The organism is Paraburkholderia sp. MM5384-R2, assembly GCF_014201025.1.
GTDB lineage: Bacteria > Pseudomonadota > Gammaproteobacteria > Burkholderiales > Burkholderiaceae > Paraburkholderia > Paraburkholderia tuberum.
This window is the reverse complement of the sequence record NZ_JACHDI010000048.1, coordinates 13092-36419: the sequence shown is the minus strand read 5'-3', so window position 1 is coordinate 36419 and position 23328 is coordinate 13092. Positions and strand designations below refer to the sequence as shown.

Annotated in this window: 15 protein-coding genes and 1 pseudogene; 7 read left to right on the top strand and 9 right to left on the bottom strand. The window is 59.3% G+C overall.

The genetic code is table 11. The annotated features are described in order from the left end of the window. Window positions 1-186: 186 nt before the first annotated feature. Window positions 187-693 (bottom strand): GIY-YIG nuclease family protein, encoded by a 507-nt coding sequence (locus HDG37_RS37095; protein ID WP_184056327.1) that lies wholly within the window; start codon window positions 691-693, stop codon window positions 187-189. 309 nt (window positions 694-1002) lie between these two features. Then, a complete protein-coding gene (locus HDG37_RS37090; RefSeq protein WP_311541885.1) occupies window positions 1003-5133 on the bottom strand; it encodes a hypothetical protein in 4131 nt (1376 codons plus the stop codon). A gap of 630 nt (window positions 5134-5763) precedes the next feature. On the opposite strand from HDG37_RS37090, the gene HDG37_RS39890 reads away from it, so the two are divergent. The 3 genes from HDG37_RS39890 to HDG37_RS37080 are packed head-to-tail and all read left to right on the top strand — an operon-like array spanning window position 5764 to window position 8714. Further along, window positions 5764-6330 (top strand): glycosyltransferase, encoded by a 567-nt coding sequence (locus tag HDG37_RS39890; protein WP_260335252.1) that lies wholly within the window; start codon window positions 5764-5766, stop codon window positions 6328-6330. 42 nt (window positions 6331-6372) lie between these two features. Next, a complete protein-coding gene (locus HDG37_RS39885; protein ID WP_311541883.1) occupies window positions 6373-7005 on the top strand; it encodes an SIR2 family protein in 633 nt (210 codons plus the stop codon). Beyond that, window positions 7002-8714 (top strand): ATP-binding protein, encoded by a 1713-nt coding sequence (locus HDG37_RS37080; RefSeq protein WP_184056325.1) that lies wholly within the window; start codon window positions 7002-7004, stop codon window positions 8712-8714. The genes HDG37_RS39885 and HDG37_RS37080 overlap by 4 nt, the downstream gene beginning before the upstream one ends. A 390-nt stretch (window positions 8715-9104) precedes the next feature. Here the strand turns inward: HDG37_RS37080 and HDG37_RS37070 are convergent, their stop codons facing one another. The 4 genes from HDG37_RS37070 to HDG37_RS37055 form a co-directional block, all read right to left on the bottom strand. After that, on the bottom strand, window positions 9105-9479 hold the full coding sequence (locus HDG37_RS37070) for a LysR substrate-binding domain-containing protein (protein ID WP_260335251.1): 375 nt from the start codon (window positions 9477-9479) through the stop codon (window positions 9105-9107). Between the two features lie 770 nt (window positions 9480-10249). Beyond that, the gene (locus HDG37_RS37065) at window positions 10250-12310 is read right to left on the bottom strand and encodes a CHAT domain-containing protein (protein ID WP_184056321.1); all 2061 of its coding nucleotides are present in this window, start codon (window positions 12308-12310) and stop codon (window positions 10250-10252) included. A gap of 4 nt (window positions 12311-12314) precedes the next feature. Beyond that, window positions 12315-13013 (bottom strand): group II intron maturase-specific domain-containing protein, encoded by a 699-nt coding sequence (locus tag HDG37_RS40520; protein ID WP_409260270.1) that lies wholly within the window; start codon window positions 13011-13013, stop codon window positions 12315-12317. Between the two features lie 11 nt (window positions 13014-13024). Further along, window positions 13025-13933 (bottom strand): LysR family transcriptional regulator, encoded by a 909-nt coding sequence (locus tag HDG37_RS37055; protein WP_184056318.1) that lies wholly within the window; start codon window positions 13931-13933, stop codon window positions 13025-13027. Between the two features lie 214 nt (window positions 13934-14147). On the opposite strand from HDG37_RS37055, the gene HDG37_RS37050 reads away from it, so the two are divergent. From HDG37_RS37050 to HDG37_RS37040, 3 genes are read left to right on the top strand one after another with little or no spacing between them, the layout of a single operon-like run. Further along, entirely contained in the window at window positions 14148-15557 is a 1410-nt protein-coding gene (locus HDG37_RS37050; protein WP_184056316.1) for an MFS transporter, read from the top strand. Continuing rightward, window positions 15554-16072, top strand: coding sequence for a GAF domain-containing protein (locus tag HDG37_RS37045; RefSeq protein WP_184056314.1), 519 nt, complete (start codon window positions 15554-15556; stop codon window positions 16070-16072). Before HDG37_RS37050 ends, HDG37_RS37045 begins: the two co-directional genes overlap by 4 nt. Before the next feature lie 24 nt (window positions 16073-16096). Beyond that, the gene (locus tag HDG37_RS37040) at window positions 16097-17917 is read left to right on the top strand and encodes a CocE/NonD family hydrolase (protein WP_184056312.1); all 1821 of its coding nucleotides are present in this window, start codon (window positions 16097-16099) and stop codon (window positions 17915-17917) included. 958 nt (window positions 17918-18875) lie between these two features. Here HDG37_RS37040 and HDG37_RS40515 read toward each other — a convergent pair. The 3 genes and pseudogenes from HDG37_RS40515 to HDG37_RS37025 form a co-directional block, all read right to left on the bottom strand. Next, window positions 18876-20021: pseudogene (locus tag HDG37_RS40515) on the bottom strand (porin). 236 nt (window positions 20022-20257) lie between these two features. Further along, window positions 20258-21046: a transporter substrate-binding domain-containing protein gene (locus HDG37_RS37030; RefSeq protein WP_184056310.1), complete on the bottom strand. Its 789-nt coding sequence runs from the start codon at window positions 21044-21046 to the stop codon at window positions 20258-20260. 51 nt (window positions 21047-21097) lie between these two features. Then, on the bottom strand, window positions 21098-22252 hold the full coding sequence (locus tag HDG37_RS37025; RefSeq protein WP_184056308.1) for an amidohydrolase: 1155 nt from the start codon (window positions 22250-22252) through the stop codon (window positions 21098-21100). Window positions 22253-22359: 107 nt separating this feature from the next. Here HDG37_RS37025 and HDG37_RS37020 point away from each other — a divergent pair, with 107 nt between their 5' ends. Beyond that, on the top strand, window positions 22360-23274 hold the full coding sequence (locus tag HDG37_RS37020; protein WP_184056306.1) for a LysR family transcriptional regulator: 915 nt from the start codon (window positions 22360-22362) through the stop codon (window positions 23272-23274). Window positions 23275-23328: the final 54 nt, after the last annotated feature.

Below are 23328 nucleotides of genomic sequence, written 5' to 3'. Positions count from 1 at the left end.
GTGTCAGTTGCTTCATTGTTTTTGCTTTTACCGTTGCATGTCCACGCTATAACGCATGACAGTCATGAATGGTGGACTTGATCAGCATTGCCTTAACGCAATGCCTGAAGTCCGTGAAAAATCGCGCGCCGCGAACCGTGCACGGACGTGGACGAGCATCCCCTCATACGGGGCCGTTCGCCTGTCTCAAAAGTCGTCATCCGGGTCGCCACCTTCCTCGTATTCGTAGATGATTCCGCACTTCAGGCAGCGCTCGCTAGCGTAATTGTCGTTGTATTGCAGCCCACAACCACAACCGCACTTCGGGCAGAAGTCGGCGTCTTCAACGCCTGACCACTTCCATGCGCCGGCATATTCCGGCACGCCGTCCCTCTCGCGAGACAGGATCTCGAAGGCGTTGCCTTCTGTCGCAATGTACGCGCAGACGCCATGTGACTTCAACGTGTCGAGAACCTGCCCGGGACGAAGCGTGAACCATTCGAGATGAGCATGATGTGCGGCGTACTGTTCGTGAAGGTGTAACTCCAGCAGATGATCACTGTCGCTGTCGATCCAGCCCATCAGCTTCAGTTCATAGGGGCTGCCCGTCTGCAGGGCGCGAAGCCGGGCCCGAATATTCCGGCTACGGCCGATTTTTACACGCAGGGATTCGTGATCTTCGTTCTCGTTTTCAGCGATGAAGTAAACGGGCATGGTCATCCTCGATGCACGATCATGAGGCCACGTCTTGAGTCACACGAGACTCGCGTTTGGCCGGTGTCACGATTATCAACGTCCAGGGCCACGGTCGGTGTCAGTTCCTTTCCGGCGTCCTTCCCGGTTGCCGCGTTCCGGCGGCCTTGCGGTGCCACTATCATCCGGTAACGCACGCCGTTCGTCGCGTCCGCCTTCAATGCAAGCGCAATGCTCTTTTTTTCCACGCGAGTTCGCCCCCCGGCCGGCTTCATCCGGAAACCGCCCCTCGCGATGCGCGGACGTCTTGTATGCTCCCGCAAAGGTGCGTCACGTCGCAGATTTCGCAGCAAGCAGGCGGAAATGTTCGAGGAGATCCTGCGGCAGCGTGATCGACGTCGCATCGGCAACCGCGGGAAGCAGTGCAGCCAGGAAGCCTTCGTCATCGTCGGCCATCGACAATGACATCGCAATGTCCGGCACGGTCCTTTCGGGGCAAGAAAGGCGGAATCGTTCCGACACAATGATCCGCGTCCACGCCTCACGCTGCCAGGACGCAATCGTGCGGATGAGGAAGTTGCGAAAGTAAGACCGTGCCGTGTACAGAAAAAAACGTATGCCCGCGATGCAGTATGCTTTCGGCGTCGGTCTTGCGCCCGTCACGAACCAGCCGGCTTCAATGATCAGCGCTTCGTCAGACGATGATGCACGGGGTCGGTCAGGCGTTGCGCTGACGCGTGAAAGCACTGCCTGCGCGAGCCCGCCACCGAACTCTGCATCCAGTGTCGCCTTCAGGTCTGCGAGCACCTCCGATTCGTGCGAGCAGGCAGCGCGAATGCAATAGGCGAGGACTACATCGTTTGAGAGCCCAGCTACAACCGGACGGGAAACATCACTTCGTGGTAACGCCGGTACCGTTCCGCGTACAGGCTTGTGCATATCGAAGGTCGCCATGATTTCGGCCTTCTTTTGCGTCGCGTACACCCTCGCCTCAATGTAATCCCACAGATGCCGCGCGAAAGTGGTACTCACATTCATACGCGCCATGTCATGCGTCAACCGCTTTGTACGCAGGCTGATTTCCAGCGGGGGGATCGGACCGTCAACGAGCAGTACATTCAGGCGATCGGTGATGCCGGCGTTGATGCCGCCCGACATTTCGGTCTCGGCAAGCATATACCAGGCAAGGTCGATCGGGGCAAGTGGGCGCCCCGCAATCGCCTGCGGCGGTTCGGGATTGCTACAACACCCGGGCACCACCCGGATCGGCTCGCCGTCGATCTCGATCCCGCTTCCTTCTACGCAGGAATGCGCCCACAGGACAGCGTGACGGACAACATGGTGGCAATACAGGGCGCGAAGCGATGAGGCTGGATCGAGGGTTGCCAGCGCAGTCAGCGCATCACGCAGGCCTGTGAGCGCCTGCTCGAGCGCACCACGGTGCAGGGCTGCCACTGCCGCGTCCGCGCCCAGACCCATCGCCATGACCGCCATGTCGGGAAGTTCGACCTGCGCCGCAGCCTGCCTGCTCTCCAGGAACCAGGTCTCGGCCAACGCCCACTCGCCGCAATGCGCTGCGCTGATCGCTGCCTCCCGCAATGCGTTAGCGCGCTCGACAGGATTGTCACGCGCCACTTCGTCCCCGATCTCCCGAAGGATCTCCAGGGAGCGCGAGTGGTCCTGCCGGCGCGAGTACACCCTGGCCCGGACGCGGGACAGCAGCACGTCCTCGCCCAGCGTCCGGACCGCTTCATCCAGCACATCCAGCGCGCCGCCACTATCGTTGAGGTACTCATCAAACATGACGGCCCGGGCTATCCAGCATTGCGCGGTCAGGGATCTGAGGCCCCACGAAGCGGTCGTAGACGCCATCCGCAGGTACCGCCCGGCCGCGTCGACTGCGTCCAGCACACCACGTTGACGCTCCAGCGTCCATGGTCCGCTGACAAACACCGACCAGTCGGGAACAACGTCCGTGATACCCAGCAGATAGTGCGAACGGCGCCCGGGGTCGATGTCGTCGAGTTGCCCGATGAGGCGCTCGAGCCGGGCCACGCTCGACAGACCTGCCGTACCAATGGTAAAGAGGACCGCGAACACGTCTGCAGACCGGTCGTTACCCTGTTCGAAGTTGTGGCGCAGACGGCTCAGGAGTTCGTCGCCACTTGTTGCTTTCTCAAACGCCTGAAGGAGAGCAAGCCAGTTGTCGACGTACTGTGCAACGGACATCGTCCCGAGCACGACAGCGTACGCTACCACCCCGAAAGCACGCCCCGATTCGTCATCTGGCTGCCGTCCGGCCTCGGAAAAGAGAGCGGACGCGCACGCCCCGGCCCTTTCGAAGTCCCGCGCGGCGGCAAGGATCTTGAACTGCGCAAGCCGCAACATACCCGACACACGGGCATGTTCTGGAAAAATCGGCCTGTCAGTACGCAGTAGCCTCAGTGCCTGCAGGTTATCCGCGAGAAACGTCAGTGTGCGTTCATCGGCAGTCAGGATGCTGTGTGAGAGGATGAACAGGACACCCGCGTTCTTCCCGCCCATCGCGTGTATCAGGATCGAATCCGCATCGCCGGCATTGATGGTGCCGCCGGCCGTCAGTTGCGTCGCAATCTGGCTATGGATGCGGGTCTGCTCCACGGGCGAGAGCGCATCCCGTCCGGAACCGGCCGCCAGTGGAGAAACGCGATATTGCCGTCGACCGGTGATCTCCAGCCAAGGCCCGACCAGCGCATCCAGACTTTCTCCCGCCTGCGCGACGGGCGCCGGCACATGTGCGATAGCCAGCGCCATGGCACGGTCGAAGCGGCCTGTTGCCAGACTGAGCCGATAAAGCAGCGTTCGCGCGTTTTCCGGGAGTGCCGAAACCAGTGCCCGCCTCGCGGCTTCCCGCACTGCCTCGACGTCGTCCGACGCAAGACCACTGGCAAGAAACTCCCCGATCGCACTGGCCGGCCAGCCGCGCGCCGCCATCCCTGATACGAATGCGTGGACCAGTTGTGGGTGCCCGAAAGCACCGGCGACATAAGCCAGACGCCCCCATAGTTTGGGATCACCGCCGTAAACCGTGACCAGATCCGCTGTTTCTTCCGCCGTAAAGTACGGGCAGTCGATCCGGCAATCCGGATCGAGCCCGGCCTTGAAAAGGGACGTCGCCGTCGGTGCGAAATAGCACGTCACTATCACGGCGAGATCGCGCCTTCGTAACGCCTCCAAAAGAATCGCGAGCGACGAAGCCACGAGTGCGTCGTTAAATCCGTTCAGATCGTCCAGGATAATCGTCCGCGCCTGAAGGGCCCCAATGCGCGAGACCAGTGCATCCAGTCGACTCCGCGTCTCGTGCGCGTCAACACCCCGGAACTCCACGACCACGAAGCTGTCTGCCAGGCTTCTCGCCACGACCTGTGCAATCGAGGACTTTCCAAGGCCGCTGGCGCCGACAATGAAACTGGCGCCTCGCCGACGGATCAGGTCAGTCACGGCGGACTCGATCGCTGTACGGGGGACCATGCGCCGTCCGGAGGGTAGCGCACTGCCGTCGACAATCCAGCCCGGTTCAGCCAGGGCGACGTGGAGGCCTGCGCCCTGATGTCCAAATAGCGAATTGGCAAGACCAGAGGCGAGCAGCGTCATCAGGTCGGCAGTCGCGCGCGGCACGAAGATCCGGGTAGCCTCATCCACCGCTGCATAAAGACCGGAGCGCGTCAGAACGCGATCGTCCGCCCTGATCGCAATGCTCCTTTGCAGTACACGATAGATAAGTACGTCGGCAAGGCGTTTCGATTCGGGCGCGGGAAGTCTGAATACATCGCGGCCAATCAGAACAAGCCGCTCCTCGAATTCCAGGCGCAGCGCAGCAAGGTCCGGCTTGCCGCAATCCCAGTGAATCCTGCGCAGCAGATCGCTGCGGACGGCTTCGTCATTCCTGGCCTTCACGAACTCTTGCACTGGCAGCGCAAAGCCGTCGTTCTCCAGGATCGACCGCAGCGGCGCGACATCAGAGCCCGTTGCAGCCTGGCGCCAGTACGCGAGACCGGCCATCCCGCCAGGCCGGTCGCCGGTTGACCGTTCGGTCCCGATCTCTGAAGTCGTGAGGTAGCGTAATCGGACATCCGCCGTCGGGTTACGCTCCCTCAACGATACAAAACTGGCAATCGCATCCCGCACGCCAGCCGTGTTGAGCGTGATCGATCCCGAGATTTTAGTGTCCCTGACCTGGACTGCTTCAAGGGCGCCACGGGCGACCACTGCGTAATCTTCCGCAACTTCCAGAAACAGCCGGCCCTGTGCGTCGATGTCCAGCCAGGCAAGCGCTGCGGCCGTCACCTGATACGCATAGCCGCGCAGAGCATCGACCGCCTGACGTGCAGCGTCGCCCTGCGGCACCAGCCCGCCGTGTCCTGCAGTAAAAAGCTCCGCACCGTGTTGCTCGCCATTGCAGTTTCTCTGGATAGACGTCACAGATTCCGGACCGTCTGGCGGCCCGTGCTGTGCCGGGTTGCAAAGTCTATCATCCGTCGAAGGGGCACTTTCGACACATCCGGGTATCTGGCCGTACCGGTGACAGTCCGGGTTGGGATCTGAAGATGCCCTACCGTGCCCCGCCTCATTGCACTGGCGGAGCTGTACCGGATTCCGGTGTCGACCCTGCTGCAGCGCGGTTCGCAGCGGGCGGTCGACGTCAGTCTCGACATTACCGCACAGCTGGCGCGGCTCAGCAACGTTGACCGCGCCTGGGTCAGTAACCTCGTCAGAGACCGGTGCACCTGGCTGCCGGCTTCAGACGCAAAAGGCGGACACCAAGCGCAAGGCGCGTCGCTAGCCACTTGAAGTTGCAGTAGGCGACGTTGCTCAGGACGACACTCGTTTTCGCTCACGTCTGTCGGCAATGGCGACCCGCGCGCACGGGGTGTCGCAACGCTTGGCCCTGTTCCGCTGGCCACATTCGATGCACTTTGGCGGACCCCCACCCGGCGTCTATCCGGACTGCATAACCACGCGCCCGTTTTCGACTCCACCCAAGCCAGCGGGTATCCTCGCACGCACCCGAAAATCGTATACTGCCGGCACTATCAGCGCGGAACCCACCAAATGCAGGTATTCACTTATCGAAGTGCCCGACAGTGGGAAAAGACACGGGCACCCGGCGAGAATGGCGAACCCGTGTCAGATCCGGCGCTCGACGAAATCCAGCGCGGTCTGTCCGACTGTTTCCGGTGCAATAACCTGGTTGTTCTCACAGGCCTCGGGACATCGTTGCACGTGAATGTTGATGCGGAAAAACGCACAGAAGGTCGCAAACCGGTCGAAGGCAAAAGACTGGCGCCAACCATGTGGGACCTGTGGTTGAAAGTGCGTGAGGTGACCGGTGACGATTTCGAGCGAGTTCTTGCGCTTTCACGTCTGCCAGAAGATGAGCAGCGAAAAGGAAATATCGAGGCGCTGCTTTCTCACTGCAAAATCGCCGCAGAGTTCCTAGCTGATCAGGATGAACGCGAGACCGTCCGCCGGTTCATTCACACGGCCGAATCGACGGTTCGGGACGCCGTGCGTTTCCTCGAGCCCGATGATGACGTAGCCGTGCACGCAGATTTTCTGCGTCGACTGTCGCGCCGCTCACTGCGCAAGATGCGCAGCAAGCTCTTCACGACGAACTAGGATCTGTGTTTTGAGTACGCTGCGCGCAAGGGACGCTATGTCGTGATCGACGGCTTCTCACACGCCAGCCCACAGGTCTTTGACAGCCTTTACTTCACATACGACATCGTCAGGCGCGACAGCAACCCCGATAGCCATGATTTCATCTCGAACGTCTTTCTGCTCTACAAGCTGCATGGTTCGATTGACTGGATGAGAAACCCGGCAACGAACGAGATCGAGAAAAAGCCTGACTGCGACAGTCCGCTGCTGATTTATCCCCGCAACACAAAATATGAACTTGCGTTCGAGCAACCCTATTTCGAGATGATGTCGTCGCTTCAGGCGGCACTTCGCCAACCCGACACCGGCCTGTTGATCCTCGGCTTCGGCTTTAACGACAATCACATTGCGGAGCCGATACTGTCGGCGATCAACTCGAACCTCAGTCTCAAGGTAGCCGTATGTGACCCGGGACTCGGACCGCGCACGGACGATCCAAAAAAAGCGGGAATTGACGCAACGAATGTGCACCTGAAGAAGATCCGTTACCTCATCGAGCATGGCGATGCCCGCCTTGCGCTGATCAGCGCGACGTTCGAGGAAATCGTGCCCCACCTGCCCGACATTGCTGCCGAAACGGACCTCGAACAGCACCTCGAACGTATCCGGCGTCTTCGAGGCGAAAAGGCATGAACAGGCGCCTGTCCACCAGCCCGTTCGATCCGAGCAGATACGTCGGCTCCGTGTCGTACGTGAGTCCCGACGCGGCGAAGATCAATCTGCCTTTTGCAGCAAGCGTTTCGGCGCGCCAGTATTCAGGCTACGCAGTTCTCGGCGGCCAGGTGGGTGAGTTTGTCTTCATCGAGGGCGAAGGACTTGCCGTGCTCGGCAGGATTACCGAGGTGCGGCTGCCGGACAATGAACGGCTCAAGGCGGAACCAGTGCTGGGTGAGCGCCCCGACGCGCATCCGATCGGGTTCGTGCAGTTGCTGACGACACTTGAACTGGCAACCGGCAAGGTGATTTCTGGCATTCCGGTTCATCCCCGCATCGGACAGCAGGTCTATTCGGCACATCCGCTTCTGGTCAAACACATCGTCGAAGGCAACAACGCCGGCATCGCCGGGCTCATTGAACTGGCGACGATCTCGCAGGAATCGGGTACCCGGGTCAACGTCAGTCCCGCACATATGTTTGGCAGGCACTGTGCAGTGCTTGGTGCTACAGGCGGAGGCAAAAGCTGGACCGTGGCACGGATAGTCCAGGAAGCCGCCCGCATCGGCGGCAAGATCATCCTGATCGATCCGACGGGAGAATTTCATACGTTCACGGAGGGTGTCCACGCGATCCATCTGGGAGGCGAGCGAGAAAGCAAAGACGACCCTCGTCAGTTCGTCGCCTTTCCATACTGGCAGCTCACCGAGCCCGATCTTTTCGCTATCTTCCAGCCGAGTCCCGGGGCGCAGGTCCCCAAGCTGCGCGAAGCCTTGCGCAGCCTCAAGCTCAACTACGTTCTGAACGGCGAAAACGAGCCCCTTACCATCAAGAAGGCAGGCACCGTCCGTCGGGAGTTCAACGTGGCCTGGGCCCGCCATGAAGGAACTGTCGAAGCTGAAGGCGCCCGATACCTGATCTCGCAGCTCGGGAAGCAGATCTTCGAGGAGTGCGTCTACGAAAATGGCGGCTCCCTGGCGAAGCCCGACTATTCCGTGTGGGGCGGGTACGATGAACGGACTAAAGGCTATTGCGAGACACTCGTCGCGAAGATCTACTCGACTACCCGCTCGAAATCGCTGCGCTGTCTCTTCCATCCAGAAGCATTCGAGTCGTCGCTCACTGGGCAGATCGACGCGTTTCTCGAATCCGGCAATCGGGTTCTCCGGATTTCGATGGAGTTCCTGCCGTTTGATCACAACGCCCGTGAGCTGCTGGCCAATGCCATCGGACGCTATCTGCTCGGTATGGCCCGTCAACGTGCCTTTGAAAAGATGCCCGTGGTCGTTGTGCTGGATGAGGCGCACCAGTTCCTGAACCGGAACATGGGCGACGAAAACAACCGCATACACCTTGATGCTTTTGGGCTGATTGCCAAGGAGGGTCGAAAGTACGGTCTGACGACAATCCTGGCGACACAACGCCCGCGCGACGTACCCGAGGATGTGCTAAGCCAGATGGGTATGTTCATCGTCCATCGGCTCATTAATGAACGGGATCGCGACGTTGTCGAAAAAGCGTGCGGGAATCTGGACGGTTCGGCGGCAGCATTCCTGCCGACGCTGGGGCAAGGCGAGGCCATTCTGGTGGGTGTTGATTTTCCCATGCCGACGCCTGTCAAGATAACTGAACCGGAACACCCGCCAAAGTCAGAAGGGCCGGACTACCACAGATTCTGGAAAGCGTAGCCGCGCAGCCGGTCGACGGTCGCGCCAGTCACCACCTGCTGGTCGACAGTCCAGGAGAGACGACGAGCGTCAGACGCTGACGGGCTCGTCGCGCACTATGTTCCTGGCTGGCTTGCCGGCCTTTCGCACCACATCACCGATGTGACTCGTCAGCCCGATCTCTTCGACCAGCACGATCCCCTCGTTTTCGGGGAGTGTCTCGAGCGTACTTCGCAGCGCATTGAGCCCCGTCGAAACATAAAAGCGGTTCCAGGCGGTGTCGTAACGTCACCATTGCCTTAAGAAATGGAACATGCACGACTGCTCCGAACCAGAACGTCAAAGCTATGCCGGCGGTGGCACGCTTGCCAAGGAAAGTGATCGCCGAAAATGAACGGTGGCGTCAAACCGTCAGGATGAACGCTGCTGTGACAACAACCAGTCACGAAAGGCAGAAAACTCGGGCATCGTCAGCTTGCTTCGGGAATGCGTCAGATAGTAACCGGCATCGCCCTGGTCGAGCGTCAACGCGTACGGCGCGACGAACTCCCCGGCGGCCAACTCGGCGGCTACCAACGCAACGGTCACCATCGCGATCCCGTGCCCCCGCTTTGCCGCCCGAAGGGCAACGAGAGAGCTTTCATATGTCAACGTGCTACTCAGATTGAAATCGGTTGACCCTGCAGCGTGCAACCAGTCGGGCCAGTCCGTCGGCCTGGGCAAGGTACATAGCAGCGTGCAGTCGCGAAACGCCGCCGTTTCGCCACGCGTTACGCACGCGTACATCGACGCACGTGCCAATTAAGGCCTGAACTCCTGGTGTCATCGGCGATCTGAAAGTCGTCAAAAACTGACAGTGTGAAACTCACTGCGTGGAACCAACTTTTCTTGGTTCATTTTCTTCGGGGCCCGGTTTATCGAGAGCCTCAGTCTTCTTTATTTTTCCTCGCTCCATTCTCCTGCTTCCCGTGTGGTTGTCGCATTCTCAGCGGATTAGCCACTGAGGTCAGCCGCGGTCGCAGAGCCAGATTGACTATTTATCCCGCCATCGCGCTATCGCTTCATCAATGTGAATTTCAAACCGTCCGTTTTCATCGAATTCCACGTCGCCGCTGACACCTGGCTCTTCGTGAATCATCGTTTCAGCACGCGGTACGTCTTTGCGCCGGAGAGGATTCGGAACCGATGATGTACAGATCCCCATTATTTCCGCACCCTGGCCGTCGGATGGGCTAGCCAGCGAGGCTGCTACGAAGAAACGAAGATCTTGAGTGCGACATCGTTATTTGCAGCGGTTGATTGCCGCTATCAATTAGCTGAAACGCCTGAAGTGATTCGCTGCCGCTTGCCTGCCACGACGCATTTGTTGTTCAGAGTGGTGTCGGGAGAATGCGTTACCGACGACCAGCCAGATTTCCTTGCTCTCTGACTGTGATATGCGCCTATCAGAGATAACGCCGCCGGGAACACCCTTGAAACAAGCTTCCCTCCGTCCTCTGCTCAATCTCCATAGGCCGAGGCATCCTGTTCTCGCTTTTCCATCTGATGCACGAGGTCTACTGGAAGAACGCAGCGGAGCCCCATACCTCGAGGTTGGTAAAGTCCTGTTGACGGCACGCCAGACGCTCGATGAGTTCGAATCGTTTTCCGTAGAGTTTTTCCAGATCGTAACCCGCCTCGCTCGACATTTTTGCAAGCGAACTGACCGCTTGCAGGTATGAATCAAAGTACCCGCCCCCCGAAGACAGGTAGTGGGCCAGATATGCGCCGAATGCGGCAGATGGATAGGGCTGAACCGGCCACAAATGAGAAATCGTCGCTTGTGCGGGGGAGGCGAGGCCTGGCGCAAGGCCAATGCGAGGCAGGAGCCCTGTCTCCGCGAATCTGGCGCCGTCGCAGATATTCAGGACCAGCAGTCGTCGTCCGGCAGTCATTGGGGCCATGGACCAAAGTTCCTGCAGATCGACCGAAGTCTTCTCCGGTGTCAGATGAAGCGTCACTTGGTGCGGAGACCAGTGATTGAACTCTCCATGAGACGCGACCCATATGAGGTCGTATTCGGGATTGGCGTACTCGCGAAGGAATTCACCAGGCTCGCATTCGAGCGGCGCCATTACCTTGACCTTCGCACCGGCTACTTCAAACGCGTGCTGCACCATCGCCGTTTCCATCGGCTCCGTAATCGTGCCACCGCCCCATATGAGGACCGATCTGATCCTCCTGTCAGGTCGCGGGCGCCCTAACGACGACGTAATCGGCCAAGTCCGACCCCATGCGATCAGCTGCATCGCCTGGATCGGGTGCCCCTCTGTGTGCAGCATCAGTTGGGCCTCAGGATTGCCGTTCACTTCAAAACCATCCGGACAATATGCGTCCAGCAGCGCTTCGCGATAGTCCCTCTGATATTCGCGGGGAACACCCGGTCGGTCGGGTATCTCCAGTGTGGAGTTATCCGCATATGCCACGGTCGAGTAGGTTCCGAGAAAGGCATTGTTCGCGTGGGCCAGCCGCTCCAGAGCCGCCTGAGTGTCCCGCATGATGACCTGCATCTTCCCATTGACCAGCAGGGACGAGCCCGATTTGCCGAACGGTAGCATCAGCAGGACGGTATCAGGGTCCAGCGGATCATCCGGCCATGTCTGCTGGTACCACACTTGCAGGCCGCGAATCACAAGAGACGCGTCCGCCAGATCCATACACCTTACGAAGTAGGGATGGACGAACTCCATGGTCTGAGCCGCCTGGCGAGCGCGGGGCATTGGCTCGAGATGGTTGAGCCGCTCTTCCTGGGTAGCACGCATTTTCTCCAGGACCACTTCCGCCTCGGCGCTTCCCCCATCGCCCATCAGCGCCGTCGCGTACATCTGCGAACGGGATATGCTTGACAATTCCGCATCAAACTCGGTTATGGCAAGCTCCGCCCACTCCCTGGACGGTTTCGTACTGAAGCGTCCGCCCGTTGTAGCAAGCGCCAGCACGAACATCGAACGAAGTGCGGACGAAAGCTCCGTGCGGGCTGCCTGCGCTTCAATGGCAGGTGTGAACGCCTTCGCACGATCGAACGACTCCTTGCCAGCCCAGCACAGCATGGAGCAACCCAACCAGACTTCAGGGCCCGTGATGTAACGGGCGTCGAGCGACATAAGATGTGAGAAGGTCGTTTCGGACGCTTCCCAGAACAGCTCGCAGATTTCCTTGATCGCTGATCTCTTTCGTGCGTAGTCGTACAGCGCAGAGAAGTACGTCACCATGACGGGGTAGAATCCAGGCCACGCCCGCAGGACCGGGCTCATCCAGAATCTCGCAATACGTCCTGTTTCCATCGAATGAACAAAATGATCCGTTGGTTTGTCGGTTAACGACCACTGGATCCAGTCGCCCATCTCGCTGACTTCGCCTTCGGTCATGGCCGTAGACAAGGCGGTAGTTGCAATGACAAACTGCTCAAAATCACAGAGCAGGTGCAGATGTTCAGCAAGTTTCCCGCGACCGGATGTCTTATCGACCAGCAGCTCATACGTTCGCCGTCGATCGTCCGCCGACAAAGTCGACGCTCGCAGATACAGGTTGTCGAGGCGTGCCCATATGTATTTCACAACCTGACCAGCGTCATTCATCTGCCTATCCACCGCATGCGTTGAAAACGTGACGCGGCGAGCTTAGCACGATGGCATGGTCCGGTGTACCGTCTACCTCTTCAGTACGATCCGTCGTACCCGGATGAGATGGATACTTGCGGGTTGCAGCGAAACTCAAGTGTCTGATTATTGCGCTCGGCGTAAACTGGGTTCGAGACTCTGACCATATGCATGCAAGTATGCATATAGCAGGCTCCCGGTCAGTATGGGAGTACTGCTGATGAAAGACCGGACAGGACCGTTGCTGATCGAGGCACAACCGGATCAGCCGCGTCCGGCCCCTGAGCGAGTCCATCATCGCGAAGCCTAACCGCTCTTCGAAATAACTTTCCCACTGCGGGTCGAACGGGTTCGCGGCACCCTTGATCTTGCGGTGCCGCCGGTTCGGCATGCCGACAATGCCGTACAGCGTCAGAAGTCCACGCTTTCCATTGCTGAGCACTTTGTCCGTCGCTGTACCAAAGACCCATTGGCCGGCGCCAACGGTTCGAGCGTACTTCCGTCGTACCCAGTGCGCGTTCTTCTGCGGATGTCGGCGCTTCGCCCAACGCCATAGACATTGCCAAATCGCATGAGCAACCTTGTTAAAGGTGCGCTTTGCCACGACATGCCGATAATAGTCCGCCAAACCACGAATCTTTGGGTTGCGCAGGCGGATCAAACGATCGTGTCTTATGCGCACCGATCGACTGACTATTGCATCCCGAGTTCTGCGATGCCATCCTGGGCGGCGATCCTGATTGCATCTGCAAGAGCCTGAGTGGCGGGAGAACGCGCCCTTCCGATGGGATAAAGGAAGCCGTACTCCAGCTCGATCTCCGACACGAACGGTCGAATCGCAAAATTTCGCGCACCTGTGGATAACGCGACGAATGGGTCGGCGAGCGCCACGCCCAGCCCTTGAGCCGCCAGTTGGCACGCGGTTAGTCCGTTGGTAGCCTCGAACCGGATGTTCGGCTTCTGCGCATGTTCGCGGAACAGACGTTCGAGCTGCTGCCGCAACAGTGATCGACTGTGCGTGGCGACAAGCGCAAAGTCAAACAGGTCCGCAACTTTGATCGCCTGACGATTCACGAGCGGGTGATCTTGCGCCATAACGACTACGGCGCGCGTCGTTAGGAACGGTTCCACTTCCACCGTAGGATTGTCGATCGGCAAGACACTGACGCCGATATCGAACTGCTCCAGCGAGATCCACGTCTCGATGTCGAGCCGAACGCGCGACGCGACTTCCGCCGTGAGATCAGGTGAGCTTCGCTGAAGAGCCGCGAGTGCTGGCGATACAAGTGCATTGGTGATGTGCGGCGCGACCAGTATCCGTAAATGATCAGACACGCCAGAACGAATCTGTTCCGCTGAGCGCGATAGCGACTGCAGCTCACGCATAACGCGATCCACTTCCTCATAGAAACGCCAGCCTTCGGGCGTGGCCTGCAGTCGTTTGCCAATCCGGTTGAACAGTCGAAATCCCACCGATTCTTCAAGTGAGGTCAGTAGCCGTCCAACCTGGGGTTGGGTCCGGTTCAGCCGTTCGGCGGCCTGCGTCACTGACCCGCATTCGATGAACGCCCGAAACGCTTCCAGCTCACGCACGTTCAGCATCCTGTCACCTCTCATTGGGTTGCCTTTGAACTATTTTCGCATATGAGAAATTGTTTTTCGCATTTGACGCATATGTATGCAACTCGTTTAATGGACACACCGCGCCCGGTTTAACCGGCCCGCGCAGCGCGAGTGCCGGAAGTCACGGCCCTGCTCCGTCAAAACCTTATCTGTCGTCCCTCGCGGCGGGCCGCGAAGCTCAGGAGAATCCAGTATGTCCAGCGTTGCCGCACGACTCGAACGGCTTCCGTTCTGTGGCTTTCACAAGAAGCTTCTCTTCATGGGAGGACTGGGATACACCTTTGACGCGATGGATTCGTCATCGATGGCGTTCGTCCTGCCCGCCATAAGCAAGGCCTGGGCGCTGAGTTCGTTCCAGACCGGTCTGATCGCCAGCAGCACCTATACGGGCTTTTTCTTTGGCGCTTTGCTGGCCGGGCTATGCGGCGACCGCTTCGGACGCCGCTTTGTGATGGTCACGGCGCTGATCATCTTCTGCATTGCGTCGCTGATCAGTTCGCAGGTGGATCATTGGCAGGCGTTTTACTCGGTCCGTATCTTTGCGGGGTTCGGCGCTGGCGCCGAAAGCGCGATCGTTGCGCCGTTTCTATCGGAGTTCGTTGCGCGGAAATACCGAGGCGCCTTTACCGGTGCACTGGCCGGCTTCTTTGCCGTGGGTTATGTGATGTCCGCGATACTCGGCAATCTCATCATTCCGCACATGGAAGGCGGCTGGCGCGTGGTCGTCGTCATTACTTCGCTGCCCATTTTCATCCTGCTCTGGTGGCGCCGCTCCCTGCCCGAATCGCCGCGCTGGCTGGAAAGCCGCGGGCGTCTCGCGGAGGCAAACGCCACGCTCGACAGAATCGAGGCGCAGGTCCGAAAAGAAGGCAAAGCGTTCGAGACGATTCCGGCGTCGATCGCGCAATCCGTCAGCCCGCAACGCAGTTCATCGTTCTTCGGCAATCTCGGGGCGATATGGTCACGGAAGTTGCGTCGCACGACCGCGATGTCGTGGGCCATGTGGTTCGCCATCGCCTTCAGCTATTACGCCTTCTTCACGTGGATTCCGAGCTTGCTCGTTCAGCACGGCATGACCATTACGAAGAGCTTCGGCTTCTCGCTGCTGATGTATGTGGCACAAATCCCCGGATATCTGTCGGCGGCTTACCTCAATGAACGCTTCGGTCGTCAGGCGACGATTGCCGGCTACATGGTACTCGGTGGTGTATCGGCGGTCGGCATGGCGATGTCCGATGCCACCTGGCAAATCGCTGTCGCGGGCATCTGTCTGTCGTTCTTCATGAACGGCACGTTTGGCGGCATCTACGCCTACACACCGGAGATCTTTCCGACCCATCTCCGTGCAACCGGCGTCGGGACTTCGTCGTCGTTCGGCCGCATCGGTGCGATCATCGCTCCTATCATGGTCGGCATGATCTATCCCGTACTGGGATTTGCGGGCGTCTTCGGCATCACGACATGCGTGTTGCTCGTAGGCGCATTGACCGTGCTGATTCTCGGTGTACCCACACGCGGACTGGCGCTTGAAGATATCGCGGTAGCTCATGAAGCCACTGGCTCTGAAGATGTCCCGAAGAACGCGCGAAGGAGCGACGCATGAAGCCTTCGCTGGAGATTGTGCCCGCGTGGCTGGCGATTGCCGATGCGCACCGGCACGCCGACCAGCCCGGCGCCACGTTGCGAGCACTGGACGAAGCGGTCGATACACTCGTCGGACGCACGTTGCTAACCGTATTGACCGTCTATTCCGACGAAGGCATCGTCGAGCGCTCGTATAGCAATCTGACGTCCCGCTATCCGGTTGGCGGCTTCAAACGCATCGGCGATACGCCACGTCTTCGCGAGGTGCTCGAAACCGGCGAGGTGTTCATTGCCCAAACACGCAACGACATCATTGCCAACTACCCGGATGCTCAGACCATCTTCGAGACCGGCTGCTCAAGCGTTCTGAACGTGCCGGTGTTCTGGCGTGAGCGGATCGTCGCGACGGTCAATCTGCTGCACACCGAGGGGTTTTATCAACCCCTTCACGTCCCGGTGGTACGCAGCCTCGCGCAGGCTGCGCTCCCCGCATTTCTCGAATGTCTGCCGTTTTCACGGCAGACTCTGTCATAAAAGCACTGAGCAGGAACACCCTTCATGTCTGATCGCGACGACAAGAACAACGCATGGCACATGCCGCCGAGCCTTTACCTCGCCGCGCGCCCCGCTGAATTCGACCGGCCTTCGACGCCGGTCTCCACCTACATCACGATGCGTGACGGCTGCCGCCTTGCCGCCGACATCTACGTACCGCAGAGAGCCGATTCGTCGGCAGTGTTTCCTGCATTGCTGATCTTCACCCCCTACTACCGGCGGTTCAAAACAAACGGCGAAGTCGCAGAGCCTGCACCGGCAGCGGCGCCTTATCGGGATTTTTTTGTTGTGCGCGGCTATGCAGTCGTTGTCGTCGACGTTCGCGGCACCGGCGCAAGCTTCGGCACGAGAGACGCATTGCGCTCTCCGACTGAGCGCGACGACTATCGCGAGGTGGCCGAATGGACGGTCAGGCAATCGTGGTCCAACGGTATCCTCGGTTCGACGGGCGTCTCGTATGTCGGTGCGGCGGCGTGCTTTCTTGCCAGCACCGGACATCCGGCGGTAAAAGCGATCGCGCCGCTATTCGGTGTGTCCGACATCTACAGCGAGCAACTGTATCCAGGCGGTCTCCTCTCGAAGGTATGGACGGGCGCATACGATCGGCTGATGCTGGCAATGGATCACGACCGGCGCGATATGCTCAGGCAGTTTTCGTATTACACGGACCCGGGACTGCGCGGGCCGCAGCCAGTCGACGAAGACATCGACGGCGCGCTCCTCGAAGCCGCGATCACTGAACATCGCAACAACTTCAGCCTTAACGACGCAGCGCCCGAATTCGCGTTTCGGGACGAGGCAATGCTGCATGCCCCTTCGTTGACTCTCGCCGCTTGCAGCCCTTACCACTACCTGGATCAGGTCCCGCGTGACGTACCGATCTATTCGGTGTCAGGCTGGTTCGATGGAGCGGGCTACAGCAACGGCGCAATCACGCGGTTTCTGACCCGGAACAACCCGCAGGACAGGCTCCTGCTCGGCGCATGGGATCACGGTGCACGCACGAACGTGTCGCCGTGGCGCGATGAAGCGGTGCCGCAATTCAATGTACTGGCTGAGGTGCTTCGATTCTTCGACACGCATTTGCAGGGTCGGGAATCCGGTCAGGCGAAAGAGGCGCCGATTCACTACTTCAACATCCACGCCGACGAATGGGTGGCGACTTCATCCTGGCCTCCTCGCCATGAACCAGTGTGCTTGCATCTTGCAGCCGGGAGGCTCCTATCGCAGCGTGCACCCGCACCGGATGTGATCTCGTATCGCGTCGACTTCAGCACTTCACCGGGAACGCAGACGCGCTACGAGCGGCTGGGCGCCTCGGCCATCGTCGACTACTATCCCGACTGGACGGCGCGCTGTGCGTCGATGCTGAGCTTCGAAACGCCTGTGCTTACACAACCGATGTCCATTGCGGGACATCCGGTCGCGACACTGCGCATGTCGATGGATCAAGGCGATGCTTCGATCCTCGTCTACCTGTCGGAAGTCACTAGCGACGGCCGCGTACATTACATCACCGAAGGCATGCTGAGAGCGATTCACAGGCAGACCGCTCCAGCGCCCGACGACTATCTGACCGTCTGGCCATTCCGCACTTACTACCGCAAGGATGCGAAGCCGGTCGACAAAGGCGCGGTCCTCGAGTACTCGATTCCGTTGCTGCCGGTCGCATGGACGCTGGCGGAAGGCAGCCGGCTCCGGTTGTCCCTAGCGGGAGCAGACGCCGGACATTTTGTGCCAATGCCGTACGGTCGTCCACCGACGTTTGATGTTCATGTCGGCCTTGATGGAAGCTCCGTTTCAATTCCGATTCATGTAAGTTAGAGCAGGTAACATCCGGCAATGCCGTTCAACGAAGCGCTGACTTACCGTGGACCGAAGCTTTACACCTGTGGGGCCACGGATGCGAGCGGTTATGACCGTTCCGTAACTGGTCTTCGCCGTCGAGCTTTTCAGACACCGGCAGCGACGACAGATGGGCGAATTGATCCTAGAATGTGTGCCGAATGCCGACGGCAAATGTGTTGCCGATGGGATCGGTCGCTCAGCTTGTCAATTGAGTAAATCGCGTAAATGTCCGTCCGCTTGGACAGCAGATGGTCGTATCCGAGAGCGGCAGTGTTGCGAAGGCTGTTGGTCGTATGCGTAGGCCCTGACCGTTGCGTCCGCGCCCACTCCGCGAGCAGGAAGTCAGCCGGTGAGAAGGGATCGACAGACCCGCCTCACACGTGTGGCCGCCTGTAGGTGTACCAGGTCACTTGTCATCGCCCAGGCCCCGTAGAGCGTTGAAATCGTACGCTGCGCCCGCGAGATAGGCATACTGCGCTCCCCGCCGGCCCTGCTACGGTGTACCGCACGCGCTGGCCGGAGAGCACAGCAGTGAGACCGTACCTTGATAATTCAGGTGAACACCGAGATTACCGATCCCAGGCGAACCCGCAACGCCACCAAGCCCGTAGATTACTGTTGCGCCAAAACCCTTGAAGTTCGGGGTCGTGTACTTGGCAGTGTTATTCCACACCGTATCTCCGATAATTGTGCCCCCGCAATTGGCCACGAATGTCTGGGCGACGAGTGGGGAAAAGGGCAACGGCCCGCCATCAGCAATTGCACCCTTGATAACTGTTCATCAGAGGAGTGGTGCATCCGATTCTCGAGTGGGTGCCACGTGGAAGGTCTTCAAGCTCGCCAACAGTGACCGCCCTTCACTCCTTTTCTCCCGGCTCGGTGATCACCGTGGCCGCGCCGTCGCGCCGCCCTGGATTTGAAATCGACAGTCCAGTCAGAACTTATGGCGGATGCCGAGTCGCGCGACCACCTGTCTCTCGTTTGACGACGAATCGTCCACACCGCCGGTATAGGCGTTATCTAGCGCCGTGCCGCTTCGGGCATTCACTGATTTCTGCACACTCGCCATCACATATACGTCAGTGCGTTTAGACAGGTTATAGTCCGCCATCGCTCCCAATGTATGCCAACGCGGCTTGGTGCTACCGCCGGATGCGACCAGTTTCGACTGGGTGTAGTCATGCATGACACCCACCATGATGGCTGGCGTCAGCTTATATGTGCCGTTCAGCTCGAAGTTATCAAACTTCAGCGACGCTACGCTTTGTCCGGGTGGAACGATTGGGCCGCTGATATACGCGTAGGCGGTTGGATTCTTCAGGTCAGTGTGGCTATAAACGAACCCGAGCGTCGCAAACCCAAATGAATAGTTGATGCCGGCACCGAACACACGTTGCCGCCCGGCGAAAAAACCCGCATCATTGGTAGCCACCGCACCGATCGCGTTGCCGCCTGGGTTCGTGACGTTCAGGTAAGCTAGGGCCAGCGACAGACTCCCATTGGTATAGCTCGCCCCAACGCTCTGTGCATTGTTAGTCGACAATTGACCCAGGGCTGTCCGAGAACGCGTAGGTGGCGCCAAATCGGAGGCCACTGAAATTTGCCGAATAGAATTGCACTGCGTTGTTCAGCCGGAACGAGTTGTCGGTGTTATCGTTGTCAAAAGGATGTTCGAAAAGGTAACCGCCCCAGTTACCATTAGCAGTCAATGGCCCCAGAAATTCGACCAATGAGTCGTATTGGCGACCAAAGCTGAAGGTTCCTACCGCGTCCTTGGCCACGCCGACAAAAGCCTGACGCCCGAATACGCGACCGCCCTGCATCAAGCGGCCACTGTTGACATCAAAGCCATTTTCCAGTTGGAAGATGGCTTTGTAGCCGCCGCCGAGGTCTTCCGCACTCTGCACCAGCGGGTGCCCTGTGCGTCGCCACTGGACATCTTCCATTGTCGTTGGCCATTCAGATTGCTGTTGAAGTCCACTCCCTCATCGATAAGGCCATACAACATCACGGTGTCCCGTGCATGCGCATCAACGGCGGCTGCCCCCATCAAAGCCAAAGCCACTACCGCCTTTTTCATTCCCATCTCCAGTTGTCTTGCGGTTGATTGTTTTTTTGCGTATGACCAATTGCGACGCACGGGAAAAGTAATCGCGTGTCCCGGCGTGTGAGTCTCGCGCATGGATGGGGCCGTCTTTTCAAATGGCATCCACCAGATGCAGCGAAAGGCTACGGATTTTTGCGGTGCGCACGCTGGTGACGACCGCGCCAGGCAACCGAAGCCGCCCCTGACCCAGCGCACATCGACTATAGGGATTAATTCGCAGTTGCCTCGTTGCCCAGGTGCTTGGCCACTAGCCGCTCCAGCGTGCCGTTCTGCTTGAGCTGCGCAAGCGCGGTATTGAGCATTTGCAATGTGTGTGGATCGCTCTTGCGCACGCCTATCACGCTGCTCGCCGCCATCAGCACCGGATCAACGATGGGAGTACCAGTCACCTCGAAGTTTCTACCCTCGGGTTTTGCGAGGAAGCCTAGTTTTGCTGCTGCGCCGACCACGACCGTCCCATCGAGCCGTCCGTTTGCGAGGTCGACGTAGACACTGTTCTGGTCCTGGTATGCAATAACCGTCACGCCATGTGTTGCCCATTTCTGGTTCGCGAACGCTGCCTGTGTTGAACCCTGCAGCACTCCGATACGCTTGCCGGCAAGTGATGCTGTCTCGGGCAACAGGTGGCTACCCTTAGCGGCAACGAGGCGGATGTCCGCGGGATATAACGGTGTTGTGAAGTCCATTACTGCACGGCGCGCGGCCGTGGCTGCCAGAGACGCATTGATCGCATCGAACTTGCGCGATTGCAGTCCTGCGATCAGTCCGTCGAAGCTACCTTCTACCCACTCACATTTGACATGTGCAGCCGCGCACAGGGCGTTGCCAATGTCGATGTCCAGTCCCGCGAGCTCGCCGCTTGGCAGCTTGTACTCGTACGGCGGATACGCGGGATCTGTGCCAAAACGCAACGTTTCGGCTTGAGCACCTTGATTGACAAGAGCAAGACTGGCAACAGCAAGCGTCAAGCCGAGCCCGCGTAAAACGTAGTTCGTCATAAGTTGTCTCTGATTGGATCGGAGCGCATCATTGTCGGCCCTGTGCAGTGGTCATGAGCCGAGGCGCGCATGCGCCAGCGCAACAAAGAAACGCACGCCGAGTGGCAACACGTCATCGTTAAAATCGAATTCGGGATGGTGACAGGAGACTCCTCCTTGCCCAATAAGCGCGTAAGCACCTGGTCGGCGCAGGAGAAATTCCGAGAAGTCCTCGGAGCCGTTTAGCGGCATGAAATCGCGCAGCACGTTCCCTGCACCAAATACTTCGACGGCGGCAGCCGCTGCCGCCTCGGCCTGCTCGCAGTGATTGATCGTAGCTGTCGAGCTATTTTGGAAATCGACGATGATCGTACATTCGCTTGCGATTGCAACGCCCTCACAGATGGTCCTGACGCGTGCCTTCGCCAACGCGCGCACGCGTTCGTCGAAGGTGCGCAGCGTGCCCGTGAGCGTAGCATGGCTCGGAATGACGTTCGGCGCGCTACCCGCATGCACACTACCGATGCTCAGCACGACAGCCGCGCTCGGCTCGGTGGAGCGGCTCACGATCGTCTGCAGCGAGCAGATCAGTTGCGCAGCAGCCATCACCGGATCTCTGGTCTTATCCGGCGCAGCGCCGTGGCCACCGACGCCCTCAATTGAGATGGCGATCTCGTCGCACGACGCAAGCATCGCCCCGTCGCGCACACCGAACGTGCCCGGCGCGAAATGCGGTGCATTGTGCAAGGCGTAGATCTCGTCGTAGTTAAAACGCTCTTCCAGACCGTCAGCGAGCATTGCATTTGCGCCTCCGCCCGTTTCCTCGGCAGGCTGGAAGACCAGCACAATATTGCCTGCGAAGTCACGATGGCGACTGAAGTGCCGCGCAGCACCAAGGAGCATTGCCGTGTGCCCGTCGTGCCCGCAGCCATGAAACACGCCTTGCCGAAGTGATCGATGGAGTGGTCGGCCCTCCTCTTCCATCGGCAACGCATCCATGTCTGCGCGCAAGGCAATCGTGCGTCCGCTGCCACGCAGACCGCGCACCACACCCACCACACCGGTTCCACCGATTCCGGCGTGAGTTTCGATATCCCAGGCGCGTAGCTTTGCAGCGACCAGTCCGCCGGTGCGGTGTTCGTCAAAAGCAGTTTCCGGGTTTGCATGAATGTCACGTCGTAATGCGATCAACTCGTCCAGTTCGACGTCGATACCGTTCGTCACCATTTTTCCACCCTATATACTCTTGGACCATCAACTGGTCGGGAGCTCGGATAGTAGGCGACGGCGCCCCACAACCAATTTCCAATTTCTTATGCCTATAGCGAATGGTTATGGAACGCGGAAGTATAAAAACGGCGCAGTTGCGGACCCTCGTCGCGATCGCGGAGCATGGCACGCTGATGGCCGCTGCCGACGCGTTGTGCCTGTCCCAACCAGCTGTCACGAAAACGATCAAGGACCTGGAGGCGCGCCTCGGCGTGCAACTACTGGTGCGCGGTGGCGCCGGCGTGCGCATGACCCGATACGGGGAAGCGCTTCTGAAGCGGGCGCGAACCGTTGTCGCAGAGATTGCGCGCGCGGAGCTCGAGCTGGAAGAAATGAAGTCGTCGGCCGACCAGGCATTGACAATCGGTGTTTCCCTACTGGCCGCGCCGATCGTCGTGCCAAATGCGCTGCGGGCGTTCCGCAGCCGCCTGCCCGACGCGAAACTGAACGTATACGAATGCTTGCCAACTCAGATCATCGATGGGCTACGTGATGGGACTTTCGATGTATGCGTCGCGTTCGTCGCAGATAGTGATGTGACCGCGGAGCTTCGGGTGGTCCCGCTCAGGCAGGCGGCACAGTCGCTCGCCGTCCGGCGGGGCGACCCGCTGGAGCGGGAAGTGCGGCTCCAGGGGCTTGCAGACGCGCACTGGCTCTACAACCATACACGCGAAAGCCTGCCGGCGTTTTGGCGCCAACTGTCTGGCGACGGATTCCCGCCTCTGCCGCGGCGTGTCAGCGTATGCACGTCGCAGCGGCTTTATGCCGAGTTGGCCCGCCAGCCGGGTGTAGTCAGTGTGTGGCCTGACTTTCTGCTGGACGAGCAGATCCAGCTTGGCCTTATGACGCGGATCACAACCGATGCACAAGCCGCTTCGCTCACGCTCGGGCTCATGCTTCGAAAAGACCTGGTACTCAGCATGAGCGCCGAATACTTTGTCGACTGCATGTACAGTGCCGCGGGCGTCAACGTAACCTAGCGCCGCGCCAATCTCTTTCGGCAGGATGCTAAGGTTTGTCTGGATAGGCTGACC